The sequence below is a fragment of the Bacillus sp. NPDC057893 genome, from assembly GCF_042796455.1.
Lineage (GTDB): Bacteria > Bacillota > Bacilli > Bacillales > Bacillaceae_G > Bacillus_A.
Window position 1 is genome coordinate 1 of record NZ_JBHVNG010000016.1, and the last position, 13,189, is coordinate 13,189.

Below are 13,189 nucleotides of genomic sequence, written 5' to 3' on the forward strand. Positions count from 1 at the left end.
CGTTAATTATTTAGTGCTTCAAAAGTATCTTTTTTGACCTTTAGAAGTACTGAATCAAGTAGGTTTTAATATACTTCAAAAGGTGTACCTTTTGATATGGTTATAAGAAAATTATTGATGAGATTTATTTACAAAATCCTACTGAAGGAATCAGAAAGGAAATAGAAAGAGTTTTTCCAAAAGAAATTATTGAAATTAGACGTCATAATTATGCAACGGTAAGTAAAGATGCTCTTTTAGAATTCAACAGTAATTTTGATAATAGAATTATTGGACAAAATCATGTTAAGGAGCAATTGCTTCCAATCCTATATAACATTTACAAAGGAAAAAATTATGTGAAATTTAAATATAGGCAAATAGAGAAGAATCAAGAAAATTTCAAATCATATATAAAGATAGTAAAATCAATAGGGCTGTTCGTTTATGGGGATCTAAGAGAAATAGAGATGGAAAAGTTCTGGAAATGACAATGGATTTTTTAAATATAGATACAAAGGAACTTGAATGTGAAATAGATATATTAAATAAAGTTGAAGCCCTGTTATTTTGATCAATCTTTTTTCAAAATAACAGGGCTTCTTCTATTATAAAATCAAAGTTCGTAGCACTTTTTTAATCAAACTTTTTTTAAAAGTTACAGCTCGAGGAGAAATATTAACATAAAGGGATATTTTACTATCTTTATGTGCGTGGTAATAATAAAATTATTAATAAAAGAGGAGGGAGCGCTATGGGGGATATGACTTATTTACCTGATCAACATCATATTGAAAAAATAAGAGAAAGTCTTTGGTGTGGAAGGGAATATGGGAATGTTTCTATAATGGTAGGGGCTGGTTTTAGTTTAAATGCCGAAAAAATGTCGTATAATTCAGATTCCTTTTTACTATGGAACCAGCTAGGAGAAAAAATGAAGGGCGAATTACACCCTTATGATAGTAGTTATAACCATGATGTTTTAAAGCTTGCAAGTGAATATGAAGAAGTTTTCGGGAGACAGGCTCTTGATCAACTAATTATAAATTCGCTACCAGATGAAAATTATGTACCTGGTAACTTACATAAAATGTTGTTATCTTTGCCTTGGGCTGATGTTTATACTACAAATTATGATACGCTTTTAGAAAGAACAACAAAATATATATATGATAGAAGTTATAGTTTAGTACTAAATACCTCAGATATACCGAATCGTATGAAACCTAGAATCGTAAAATTACATGGAAGTTTCCCATCACATAGGCCATTTATTTTTACTGAAGAAGACTATCGAACTTATCCTAAAAAATATGCTCCATTTGTTAATATGGTACAACAAACTATTATGGAGAATGTATTATGTTTAGTTGGTTTTTCAGGGGATGATCCGAATTTTTTAAATTGGATAGGTTGGGTAAGAGATAATTTAGGTGAAAATACGCCACCTATTTATTTTTGTGGATTTGTTTCCTCTACACAACGGAGAATGCTAGAAGCTAGAGGAATTATTCCGATTGATTTCTCTCCTTTATTTCCTGATCATAAGTACCCAGGAGTATTAAAGCATAAAAAGGCATTAGAATGGTTCCTCTTAAACCTAAAATGTGGTAGAAAGGCAGATGTGTTGAGGTGGCCTAGTTTAGAAATAATAGAATATGATGGTCATGAGGATATACCAGATATTCCAGTAAAGAAGAATTATAAGAACGAATCGATAAGAAGCGATTTTGGTTATGGAGAGGAAATTAAAGAAGAAGAATTATTGAAGATCGCAAGGGATTGGAAGCATATTCGTTTGTTACACCCGGGATGGGTAATTACTCCTAGAAGTAATAGAGAAGATCTTTGGTTAGAAACAGAAAGAGTAATTGATGAAATACTTAATAATATTCATAAGTTAACGGATGTGGATGCATTAATGCTTATATATGAATTGAATTGGAGGATTGAGACATCATTATTACCGATAGAGCCCAGATGGAAGGATAAAATCGTTGTAATTATTGAGAAATTTAATGAAATTTTTCAAACTAATTATCTGCATAGAAATCCAGAACAACTTAAGAATTTTAAGTCAAATCTGGATTCAAAAATCGATTGGCAATTTCTCCAAAAATGTTGGGTTGAATTAATATTTTCAATCATAAGAGAAGCCAGATGTAATCATAATGTGGAAGAGTTTAATTGGTGGTTAAATACAACTAAAGATAGTGTGCAAATAAATTCTGAATGGATTTCAAGATGGTATTATGAACAGGCACTCTTTCATTTGTTTAAGCTAGATCAGGAAGGCGTTAAGCGTATTTTAAAAGAGTGGCCTAAAAATAAAAACACTCCTTTTTGGCAGGTTAAAAGGGCATCTATAATTGCCGAATTAGGTGAAATCATTGAAGCTGAAAGGGAGTGCGAAGAAGCGTTAGAAGAAATTCGTATACGATTACAGGCTAATAGAATAGACATCTCTTTACTTTCTCAAGAAGGCTGGACAATGTATTTACTAAGAATGACTAAATATGATGGGATGCGTTTCAAGGACTTTGGTGAGTATCGTGACAGATGGACAAAACTTTCACAATACAAATGTAGTCCTTTCCAAGAAATTGAGATTATGGATTCATTATTAAAAGATTCTGCTCCTGATTTGAAGAAAAAAGTGAACGAGGATTTTGATCCAGGGATAAAAACTTATCACTTTTCTTATGGCGCTAATAATGAAAAAATACGTCTATCTTTTGAATTTTTACGTTTGTTTGAAGAAGTTGCTATGCCTAAGAGGTGTCAGAGTATAGCAGTGTTTAATAAATCTGTTATAAATGCTACCAAGTGGATAGATTTTGTTGCACCACTATTATCTATGAGTGCTTTAATTAGAACAGGCGATTCTAAAGAAATAAAGAATATATTTACTAGGGCGTATATTGTTTCTTTAACTGATGAGACAGTTGAATATTTCTATGAGTTAGTTGTTCCTGCCCTCAAGCAAGCGTTAAAGGGAGTATCTCAGGGAGAGGATATTTACGGATTTTCTCATAGACATTTGCCTAATTTGTTAGAAATTATTTCTAGAATATATTTTCGCTTTTCAGAAGAGAAAAAGGAACAAATTTTTAGTTTAATGATAAAAATGTATAATTCGAAAGAAATTCAGAACTGTTACTCTTTACATTTTCATTTAAGGTCTATGTTTAAAAGAGTATTGTATGGCATGCACGATGAGGAAATATGTCAGCAATTAAACACCCTATTAGAACTTTCGATAATTGGAGAAAATGGTTTGGATAAGCGGATGGCTTCAACATGGTTTGAACCTTTTAATTATATAGAATGGAGTGAAAATTATAGGGTTTATAGACCGGATGAAACTTGGGGACAGGCTATTACAAGGTTAATAAAATTGGTTAGACATTCATCTGTCCCTACCAGGGATTGGGCAGTATTAAGATTGTTTAAATTATTCCAAATTCGTGGACTAACCGAAGAGCAATGTGGGGAATTTGCTGAAGCTTTATATACTTATGTTGATAATGAGACTGGTTTACCTAAAACTTCAATTTTATATAATAGTAGCTTTTTACGTTTGCCTAAGAAAGATGAAGAGCAGGTTCAGCGAAATTATTATAATTGGATAATAGAACAAGATGTACCATCTATTTTTGTAAATGATGGTGTATATAATGGGGCAGGAGAATATAAAAAGTTCGTAAGAGACTGGATTAATAGTGCTAATTCAATATTTTCAGATAAAGTGGATCCAGAAGATATAAAGTACAGTGAAGAAGATTGTATGGAACTATTAAAGAAAATATTGGTTTGGTGGGATAGTGAGAGAAAAAATAGAATCCTAGATGAAGATATGTTTCAAGGACATCCTATAACTGATATATATACTCTTACTTATCTAATGATTCATGTTATTTTTCCAAAATTAGAGGTTATTGATAATAGAACAAAAGAAAAAATAAGAACTTTATTTGAAGAACTTGAAGAGAGGGGCATTATAATTTCTCATATTCTTCCTTCAACTTTGCACTTAGAGATATATGAAACTAATTATATATATCAAAAGTTAAAAAAAGAATTGGATTCGAATGATGAAGAGGAAGTAAAGTACTCTAGTCAAGGTTGCTTATTCTGGATTATATATAACAAAAGAAAAATTGTATCTGAAATCCCAGTTATTCTCCTTAATAATTGGGTGAATAAAGTTTATAGCCGTAGACAACCCGGGCTAGATCACATATTGCAAGATATAGGAACATGTTTACTTTATTTCCCTAATGCATTAAATGAGATGCAGTGGGATTATATACTAGAGGGATTAGAATATTTAATTGAAGAAACTGATATAAACGTTATTATGCAAGGAAGTAAGTTTCAACTATTTTCAAGGGCGGAATATGCAAATTATAAACAATTATGTGTGAGACTGGCTGGTGTATCTTACAAGTCGTTCGAAGAAAATGAAAAAGATATACCTGATACATTAATTAAGTGGCAGGATATATGTAATTCTGATAGTTTACCGGAAGTAAGAAAACACCTATATTTATTTTTGAATAGAACAGAATAGAGATACTAAACATAGTGCTCTTAATTTGTAGAAATTAGTTTATATCTAAAAATTTTAGAGCGTTATTGCATCTAAGAAAACAATATGAATAAAGGAAAATGAGTCTTGAAAAAGAGCAGCATAGCGATTTTTCAAGACTCAAGAAATTTATTTTTTCTTTTTGAGATAAATAATATATAATTTATAACATTATATTAAGAAAAAAGCAGATACAAGTATGAACTGACTGACCCCATAAGGTTAGACAGGTCGTTTCATTAGGCAGCCTTTAGGGCATGAGTTCGATATTGTACCGGACTCATGCCTTTTAATTTTGCCTTAATTCGTTTGTGATTATAATAATCGATATATTTTTAAAATTCTTGTTTAAAGTGTTCTATGCTTTCAAAATCTTCTAGGTAAAGAAATTCAGATTGATATGTAGGTGAAACAAATGGAAAGTAAAGAACCTAAACAAGAATACGATTAAGTAAAATATACACATATAAAGAGTTCTCTGATAAAATTAGCGGTCGTTGCGATAAAAAAAGAAATTAATCTTTTGTTTAAAAAGATTAATTTCTTTTTTATGATTTAAATGTATTTTAACTTTATTATAAAAGAGCCTAAATCATAGCCTGTTTTTATTATAGCTATAGCTGAAATTAGGGCTAATGGATATTTAATAAATGGATTTTTTTGGGAATTGCTGTATATTTTTCATATTGTAAACCTCCATTCTCGATTTATTCAACACCATTTATTGTAGTCTTATTTTGAGAAATCATAACTTTTAAATGCTCTGTTATGACCTTCATGTTATCAATAGCATATCTAATTAGACTCAATATGTCTTCTTCTATATTAAGTCCTTTTTTAAACGTTTCGCCCAAGTTATCAATATTCTCAAAATCACTATTTTCAAAATCAAAATTAATTCTTGTAAACGTCATAACATAATCAGCTGTTTCAATATTTTCTATCATTTCTTTCATTAAAGTTTTATGATGTTCCTTTGTCTTTTGAATATCCTCAAATACTACATTTTTACCAAATCCAAATCTTGAAAATTCTTTATTTGTTGTTTCTAGAGGATGAGCAATTATATATGATCTAATCGCTTTGAAATAATCATATTTATCCCTATTTATACTTTCAACACCATAAAACTCGTCTTTGTCGTTCTTTTTGTCATAGACTGTTAATGATTTTAACAAATATTCTATTGATGTTAATATTTTGTCTGAAACTGATATTAATTCATACACATTAATATCATCATTTTTATTGTTTATATCTTGCAAAGCATAATTTATAACTGCTCTAGCTGACATAATTTTAGTGTTTCTTTCAAAATGTTCATTTGTGTCTTTTTCAAAGTAATCATTACACACTTGATTAAATTCATCAAATGCTTCTCTATTAATTTTCACTAATAATCAAATCCTTCTATTAAATTATTGTTATAACATATATTTATAATCTATCATATTTAATTTTTTATCAAAAATATTTTTGTTAATGTATTGCGCTTACCAAACTTTTACTAAAATTTTGAGTTACGCTGTTTTCCCCTTTTAATTAAAGAATTCTAAGTGAATTTTAATCAAACATTTTTATAAAGAAGAATGTTTATTTGAATAGAAAAGACTCCATTTTGATTAAACTTTATTTCAAATCAAAACATATTGTTTATGTAGTTTTTGCATATTTTAAAATTTAGTATATCCATCAAAAAGTATCTGGTTTAAAATGTAAATTGTTATTTGCATATATAAGTAACAATTTAAAAATATTAATGTTAAGGATGTGTATTATGATTTGGTTTTTTGTTCCACTATTAACTATAGTTTTATTATCCGTTATTATCTTATGGTTATTTTATAATTTAGAAGTAGATAATAATAATATTAAAAAAGACTCAAAATTACTGATGTTTTTAGTTAGGATACTTGAATGCATATTAAGGCTTCTAAATCATGCTTTTTTTGTATCAATAGTTATCTGGGTAGGGTTATTCTTATTTCTTATGGGACTCCTGTTAATTCCGAAACCTCCAGAACGACAGTATTTATTTTTAGTTGGTAGTTCGATACTTTTTGCGTATGCTATGCCAATAATTACTCATTACGCTATTAAATGGACTTCAAAAATTAATAATTCTGAGTATACGAGAAATATAGTGAATAAATATAAAACATACTTAGGAAAAAGTAATTATAGAATAGTGACTTACTTAATATTACTTCTCTTATATGTTGCTAGAAATTTTAGGGATTTTTGCAAGTTGGAAAATCCAGATATTCTTAAAGTTTCTGCTGAAGCGTTACTTACGTTTGTCATAATAGATACAATGATTACCATATATAATGAAAAGAAATCTAAATAACAATTTACGATATTTATATAGAGAAAATAAGGAGAACACTTGTTATATAATAAAGTGTTCTCCTTGTTTGTTTTATAGCATTTTACGACAACGTATAATAAAATCAATATCTTTCGTTGAGCTATCCTCATTATGAACCCTTTCAATTACTTCGGCAGCATATAATTTATCTACCTTATTGTCAGCTATCCTTTGTATATAATTTGTAACTATATATATGGCTTCTTCTTGAGTAATTTCAGCTTTCATTAATTCAATATTAAAGTATCCCATATAATCCCTCCGATTTAATGATAATAAAAAATCCCACAAGTTACCTTGCAGGATCACATACAAAATAGGGTATTTCGTACATCCTTATTTTATATGAACATTAAAAGACAGGTCTATAAATATGCTTCTCGCATTTTAGATTTTTACCGAGTAATAATTGTTAATAATATTGGTATTATAGAAGAAAACGAAAAAGCCATTTCCTTTAGAGAATTGGCTTTTTTAAATGAATTATTTGACATCTATTATATTAGAAAATTGCAGTTTCATCTTGTTATAAAAAGCATCGGTACATATAACAGCACTATTAGAAGGGTCAACATCAATAACAGTCATATAGCTAGAGAGTAAATAACCATCTTCATAATATGTAATTAGTATTTCTTTTTCAGATAATAAGGAACATAACAACATGTTCTCGATCAATTCTTTTTCTTCATCTGTTAAGATCGGCCGAGTTACTTTGTTTTTCTCCTTAATGATTTCACTTATGCCGTCAAATTGTGCTGTTAATGCTGCGAACGGCGTGAATTTCACCATTCCTCTTCCTTTTGGCATATTAGCGTTGTTCATGATTTATGGCCCCCTATTAGTGTGTTTCGGTGTCTAGCTGTAGCGCTATGCGTGTAGGAAATCCCTCGTAAAATACTGTTCTTCCCAAACTTTGTGCGTATTTCATCCATTACTTTTGTTAACTTCACTTCTTGTTCTCGTTTCGTGACATTATCAAATAGAGAAATTTGTTCTTCTCCTTCTTGAAGTAGGTTTGTTAAGGATATGTTTATGCTGCGAATGGGTTCTCCAGTATATTGTTGATGTAAAAAGTATGTACAGATATTATATATATCCATTGTTAAATTTGTTGGGCGGCTTAAAGTATGTGTTTTTCTAATGCCACCGTTATAACTCTTGCTATAACCTACAGAAAAATGAACGGTTTGAGCAAGTTTGTTTTGTCTTCTAAGCCGATAACAAACTTCTTCAATATGTTCCAGTAGAATAATTGGAAATTCTTCTATTGTGTAGTCACGCATTAGAATTTGGCTTTTTCCAATAGAAGTTGTGGCAGGAACATATTTTTCTGAAATGCGACTAAAGTCAATTCCGTGGCTATGTAAGTGTAATTCTTCTCCAATCTTGCCGAAGCTCTGTTTTAAGTATTTAAGGGGATAATTGGCTAAATCTCCAATAGAGTGTATTCCCTTTCGATTTAACTTTTCTTCTGTTTTATATGATATGCCCCAAAATTTATTAAGCGGTCGTATGCTCCATAGTTTTGTAGGTATATCCTCGTACTTCCAAAAAGCAATCCCGTCTTTGTTCTTCTTAGCTTCAATGTCTAAAGCAACCTTACTCATTAATGGGTTAGGAGCAATTCCGATGGTACATTCAACTCGTGTATGATCGTATATTTCACGTTTGAATTTCATAGCGAATTCGTATGGATCTTGGGCGAATAAATGAATGCTATCTGTAATGTCCATAAAAAATTCGTCTATGCTGTATTGGTGAAAATCCTCAATAGGAACGTATTGCAAAGCTAATTTTGTTATGTAATTGGAGCATTTTATGTAAGTACTCATTATTGGATTTACAACAAGAATGTCTTTTCTGCGAGGAATCTCGTATAATCTTGTTATCTTCTTTACACCCAATGCTTTTAATGGTGGGGTTGCAGCTAGAACGATTGAACCATTTCTATTTACATCACCTACTACAGCTAATTTTGTATGCATCGGGTCTAATCCCATTTTGATGCAACTAACTGAAGCATAAAAACTTCTTAGATCTACACATAAGATGATTCTATTCGGTAGGACTGAATAGTCATACACTGCGTTTCCTCCTCTATAAAAGAACGTCTGTTCTTATTATACACGAACATGCGTTCTTTTATGAAGGGGATTTGAAATATAATTTTTAAGTTGTTCGAGTGTTTTTATGTATAAATAGAGATAGTTTACAACATCCACAAAAACAGTGTTTTGAAAGTAGACTTTTTTGGCTGTTTATCTGAAATACGAAGAAATAGTATAAACATAATGTTTACACTCATTTTTAAAAACATTTACAGCTAATCTTGCAATAAATTTCTCAATATGAACCTTTGAATTAGTTCAATCTAAAATGTTCTCAAGATAAAACTACTAAACTATACTTAATAAGCGGTACCACAATTACAAAAGGGAGTGCTTACAAATGGAACATAAACCTTTGATAATGGGTTACTGGCATAATGGGTCTAATAGATTCAATGATGGATATCAAGAAGGGTCATCTGCACAGGTAGATTTAACAGATGTACCGATGGAATATAATGTGATTGTAGTGTCCGGTATGAGAGGTTCAGGAATACCTACCTTTAAACCTTTTAATAAATCAGATAAAGAATTTTGTGAGCAAGTAGCCCAGTTAGCTTTAGAGGGACGTCAGGTACTTTTTAATCTTGGAGGTGTAGATGCCCATATTGAATTATTTACAGGAATGGAAAAGCTCTTAGCTAATGAGATTATTAGATTAGAAAAAGTCTACGGATTTAGCGGTATTTGTTTAAGCTTAGAGCAAGGTGCTATTACGATGGCTAATAATCATACCGTTATTCCAGCGGCTTTGAAAATTGTAAAAGATTCCTACAAAAATGAAGGTAAAGACTTTTTAATTGCTTTAGCTCCTGAGTTTCCTTCCTTGCTTGCACATGGTGAATATCCTCCTTATCTTGTAGGACTAGAAGGTTATTATGATTTGGTTTGTCCCCAATTTTATAATCAGGGTGGCCATGGTCTATGGGTTGATGAGGTTAATTCTTGGATCACAAGTGATGATAATGAACGAAAAGAAGATTTTCTATATTATGTGATGAATGCTATAGCAAGCGGTACAAGAGGGTTTACTAAACTTCCTCATGATAAGTTAATAATGGGTCTTCCTGCTAACCGTGACGCTGCTGGTTCAGGATATGTTGTTGATCCATCCGCTGTCTTGAATGCTATGGAAAGGTTAAAGCAAAATGGAAACGCTATTCGTGGTCTGGCGACATGGTCAATAAATTGGGATGCTGGTCAAGATAAGAATGGTCAATCATATTCTTATGAATTTATTAAACGATATAAAGATATTGCTACACGAGTCTAACTAGTCGACTTTTATTAAACTAGCTGAAGAAAAAATGTTAGGTGCTAAACAAGATAGACCTGAACTTCAGAATATATTAACTGATTTTAGATAAGGCGATGCAATTTATGTAACAATGGCTCGTAGATATGAAATTCATATAAAGCAAAAGAAGAGTCCATTTTTGGCTCTTCTTTTGCTTTATATCTTGTAAGGTACACCTTATCTATATTGAGAAATTATTAGTGTGTTTTATCAAGAATCAATCTTGGATTCTTCTATTTCATTTTGTTCATTTTAAATTTCTCTATTCCGACAAAACATAGCAAAGACCGAACGAGTTTCGTCGATGGATTTTCAGAGGGATTTCGTTTGCTATATGGAATTATCCTTATAGGAGGTGGCGTAGCGCTATGTCAGAAGCGGAGATAGTATATACCAGCAATGAAGTCTATAGTCGTTTGGGAGTAAGTGGTAGCACACTTAGAAAGTATTCGGATGTTCTTGAACGTGAAGGATATGATGTAAGAAAGAATAGTCGAGGGAGAAGGGAATATACAGAGTTTGATGTTGTACTTATTGAACAGTTAGTAGAGTTGAGTAAGCAAGATGGTATGACTTTAGAAAAAGCTGCGAAAATGATTGCGAAGCAGTTTGGAATTGATAATAAGAAAGAGGAATCCCAGGGGACAGATCCAGTTCCTTATCAGATGCAGTATCAATTCCAGCAACAATATAGCGCTATGATAGAAGAAATTAATAAGGTGCAGCAAGCAAACCTATTAGAAATGGAAAAGAGACTCGGTGATCGTATAGATCAAAAGAACAAATTAATCGAAGAGGATATTAAAGAAAGAAATAAATTAATAAAGGAAGATATGAAAGATCGGAAAGAACGTGAAGAAAGGATAGAAAAGAGGTTAGAGCTAAGAGACGATAATCTTATGAAGATGGTCAGAGAGATTCAAGATGCTAAACGTACTATTGTATCAGCACAGGAAGAAATAGCGGCAGCAAAAAGGAAATCTTGGTGGAAGTTTTGGAAATGAGTACATTCATTGCTAAGTGTTACTCATTTCTGCGATAAAAGGGAAAATATGCTTGCCCTTTTTATTTATACTAAACTATAATTTCACATACCTTACTATATATAAGATCAGTAAGGCGTTTGATAAGAAAGCTTTTGTGGAAACGGTCTTAAACAATGGTTCACTTCCAATGGAAGGGATTGTACCGTTCAATTTTGCGACGGGAACGGATGAAAAAGACTTCGGGAAAGTGAATGGGAATTTTGGTGGAGAATTTAACTATAAATGGGTTAAAGTTATAAGTTAGATGGGTAAATTTGAAGTGTGATGAAGAAAAGGGATAGGCAAAAAATGAGTCGATATCCGAATCCTTTTAGTTATAAATAATGTGGAGTTAGAGTATAATTTTATAGGGGTATATGGTATTAGATGAACGCTTTATCCTTTAATGGTGATTAATGAGGGATTGTGGGAGGGGCTTACAGCCCTTTTTTTTATGGTATTCTATAAGATTTCTTATATAATTAGATGCAGTTTGTATCAAGCAAATTGTTAAATATTGATCTAAGTAATTATAAATTTGAAGCAAAACTCAAAGTACTTTATCATTCTAATCAATGAACAGAATGTAGATTAGTAAACAGGCTGTGCTGTTTTTAAGTATAGAATATGAGGAATTCTATTATTTTAAATTAACTAAAATGTACATTAATAAAAGATATAGCTCTAGTTCCTATTAGTTTGCTATGAATAAGTGATGTTAAGTAAGAAAGTTGGTACAAGTTAATAGATGAATTTAACGGGTAATTCAAGGATTAATATTATCTAATTTATTATATATTTTAATATAAGGTATTAAAGATAAAAATTATGGATAACTGGTATACCCATTCCAGGGAAACCTATAATACGGTTAGAATCTAATGTCGTGTTTTCATCTATTTTTTATAAATATTTCATATTTTTTTACATGCTATGTTTAAAGAATATAAAAGAGCCTATTCTCATTTGAAATTAGGCAGACTAACTACTGATAAGAGGGTTTTATGTCAATTAGTTGGCGAGCCCCCATACCCATCAAGCTAAGAAATTCATTGTTCCCCAAAAAGAAAAAATGAGCTGAGCTTTCAAAATAATTAACTGTAGATTGTCTTTTTTGTAACAAAGAAGAAGCCCATACATGAAATCATATTATGATTTCATGTATGGGCTTCTTTTTAAACTTTTTTGTCATGGAAATTTGGCACATTACTGGTCATGATATTATCCAATATATTATTTATACTTCTATATCATATAGTTCTGTTTATTTTATTTGATATTTTCGAACGAAAAAATAAGAAGTAGAAATTTTAGCGATGCATATTCTTAGAATTGTAATTACATTCCATTTCGTATCCTTCGGTTTCCTAACCCTCTCTGGTCACTTAAACAATTATTTTTAATGAATTTGTTTATAAAATATAAATGAGATTAACCCTAGTTAGTAGTAAATAAGCTTTTGACAAAACCTAGCTTATACTTTCATTAAAATTTGAAACCTTTTAATTTATTATTTTATAGTATGTACAAGCCATACAATGAATAAGTTTTTTAGAGAGAAGGGAGGTGTATAAATGTCAAATGGAAGTGAAAATGATTCAAAAAGATTAAATCCAGATGATTTCATATCTGCTGGGGCACTTGATCCTAACCTTGTAGGACCTACACTGCCATCAATCCCACCATTTACATTACCAACCGGACCTACTGGAGTTACCGGACCTACTGGAGTTACCGGACCTACTGGAGTTACCGGACCTACTGGAGTTACCGGACCTACTGGAGTTACCGGACCTACTGGAGTTACCGGACCTA

At 31.0% G+C, this 13,189-nt stretch carries 11 protein-coding genes and 3 pseudogenes; 9 read left to right on the forward strand and 5 right to left on the reverse strand.

Annotation, left to right across the window (positions count from 1 at the left end; all coding sequences use genetic code 11):
- Positions 1-364: 364 nt before the first annotated feature.
- Positions 365-553 (forward strand): annotated as a pseudogene (locus tag ACFVQC_RS27855) (hypothetical protein); the annotation flags it as partial.
- 180 nt (positions 554-733) lie between these two features.
- Positions 734-4,552, forward strand: coding sequence for an SIR2 family NAD-dependent protein deacylase (locus ACFVQC_RS27860; RefSeq protein WP_377899893.1), 3,819 nt, complete (start codon positions 734-736; stop codon positions 4,550-4,552).
- Between the two features lie 257 nt (positions 4,553-4,809).
- Here the strand turns inward: ACFVQC_RS27860 and ACFVQC_RS27865 are convergent.
- A pseudogene (locus ACFVQC_RS27865) lies at positions 4,810-4,968 on the reverse strand (IS3 family transposase); the annotation flags it as partial.
- A gap of 58 nt (positions 4,969-5,026) precedes the next feature.
- Here ACFVQC_RS27865 and ACFVQC_RS30265 point away from each other — a divergent pair.
- Positions 5,027-5,089 (forward strand): hypothetical protein, encoded by a 63-nt coding sequence (locus ACFVQC_RS30265; RefSeq protein ID WP_483861780.1) that lies wholly within the window; start codon positions 5,027-5,029, stop codon positions 5,087-5,089.
- 188 nt (positions 5,090-5,277) lie between these two features.
- On the opposite strand, the gene ACFVQC_RS27870 is transcribed toward ACFVQC_RS30265, so the two are convergent.
- Entirely contained in the window at positions 5,278-5,964 is a 687-nt protein-coding gene (locus ACFVQC_RS27870) for a hypothetical protein (RefSeq protein WP_377899894.1), read from the reverse strand.
- A gap of 383 nt (positions 5,965-6,347) precedes the next feature.
- Here ACFVQC_RS27870 and ACFVQC_RS27875 point away from each other — a divergent pair, with 383 nt between their 5' ends.
- On the forward strand, positions 6,348-6,920 hold the full coding sequence (locus tag ACFVQC_RS27875) for a hypothetical protein (RefSeq protein WP_377899896.1): 573 nt from the start codon (positions 6,348-6,350) through the stop codon (positions 6,918-6,920).
- 72 nt (positions 6,921-6,992) lie between these two features.
- Here ACFVQC_RS27875 and ACFVQC_RS27880 read toward each other — a convergent pair whose 3' ends face one another.
- The 3 genes from ACFVQC_RS27880 to ACFVQC_RS27890 all read right to left on the reverse strand — a co-directional run bounded on the left by ACFVQC_RS27880 (position 6,993) and on the right by ACFVQC_RS27890 (position 9,028).
- A complete protein-coding gene (locus ACFVQC_RS27880) occupies positions 6,993-7,193 on the reverse strand; it encodes a hypothetical protein (protein ID WP_377899897.1) in 201 nt (66 codons plus the stop codon).
- A gap of 231 nt (positions 7,194-7,424) precedes the next feature.
- Complete coding sequence (locus ACFVQC_RS27885) at positions 7,425-7,766, reverse strand: YolD-like family protein (protein ID WP_377899898.1); 342 nt, start codon at positions 7,764-7,766, stop codon at positions 7,425-7,427.
- Positions 7,763-9,028 (reverse strand): Y-family DNA polymerase, encoded by a 1,266-nt coding sequence (locus tag ACFVQC_RS27890; protein WP_377899899.1) that lies wholly within the window; start codon positions 9,026-9,028, stop codon positions 7,763-7,765. The genes ACFVQC_RS27885 and ACFVQC_RS27890 overlap by 4 nt, the downstream gene beginning before the upstream one ends.
- A gap of 364 nt (positions 9,029-9,392) precedes the next feature.
- Between ACFVQC_RS27890 and ACFVQC_RS27895 the strand changes: the two genes are divergently transcribed.
- The 5 genes and pseudogenes from ACFVQC_RS27895 to ACFVQC_RS27915 all read left to right on the forward strand — a co-directional run.
- Positions 9,393-10,325: a glycoside hydrolase family 18 protein gene (locus tag ACFVQC_RS27895; protein ID WP_377899900.1), complete on the forward strand. Its 933-nt coding sequence runs from the start codon at positions 9,393-9,395 to the stop codon at positions 10,323-10,325.
- Positions 10,326-10,717: 392 nt separating this feature from the next.
- Entirely contained in the window at positions 10,718-11,353 is a 636-nt protein-coding gene (locus tag ACFVQC_RS27900; protein WP_377899901.1) for a DUF3967 domain-containing protein, read from the forward strand.
- 136 nt (positions 11,354-11,489) lie between these two features.
- Positions 11,490-11,639: a hypothetical protein gene (locus ACFVQC_RS27905; protein WP_377899934.1), complete on the forward strand. Its 150-nt coding sequence runs from the start codon at positions 11,490-11,492 to the stop codon at positions 11,637-11,639.
- Positions 11,640-12,481: 842 nt separating this feature from the next.
- Positions 12,482-12,777, forward strand: a pseudogene (locus ACFVQC_RS27910) (D-alanyl-lipoteichoic acid biosynthesis protein DltB); the annotation flags it as partial.
- A gap of 171 nt (positions 12,778-12,948) precedes the next feature.
- Positions 12,949-13,189: exosporium leader peptide-containing protein (locus ACFVQC_RS27915; protein ID WP_377899903.1), on the forward strand; the 241-nt coding region annotated here is incomplete at its 3' end.

What these genes read in the sequence shown, in the direction of transcription:
- ACFVQC_RS27860 (WP_377899893.1), top strand. Translation starts at nt 734, where the DNA reads ATGGGGGATATGACTTATTTACCTGATCAACATCATATTGAAAAAATA.
- ACFVQC_RS27875 (WP_377899896.1), top strand. Translation starts at nt 6,348, where the DNA reads ATGATTTGGTTTTTTGTTCCACTATTAACTATAGTTTTATTATCCGTT.
- ACFVQC_RS27880 (WP_377899897.1), bottom strand. Translation starts at nt 7,193, where the DNA reads ATGGGATACTTTAATATTGAATTAATGAAAGCTGAAATTACTCAAGAA.
- ACFVQC_RS27885 (WP_377899898.1), bottom strand. Translation starts at nt 7,766, where the DNA reads ATGAACAACGCTAATATGCCAAAAGGAAGAGGAATGGTGAAATTCACG.
- ACFVQC_RS27895 (WP_377899900.1), top strand. Translation starts at nt 9,393, where the DNA reads ATGGAACATAAACCTTTGATAATGGGTTACTGGCATAATGGGTCTAAT.
- ACFVQC_RS27900 (WP_377899901.1), top strand. Translation starts at nt 10,718, where the DNA reads ATGTCAGAAGCGGAGATAGTATATACCAGCAATGAAGTCTATAGTCGT.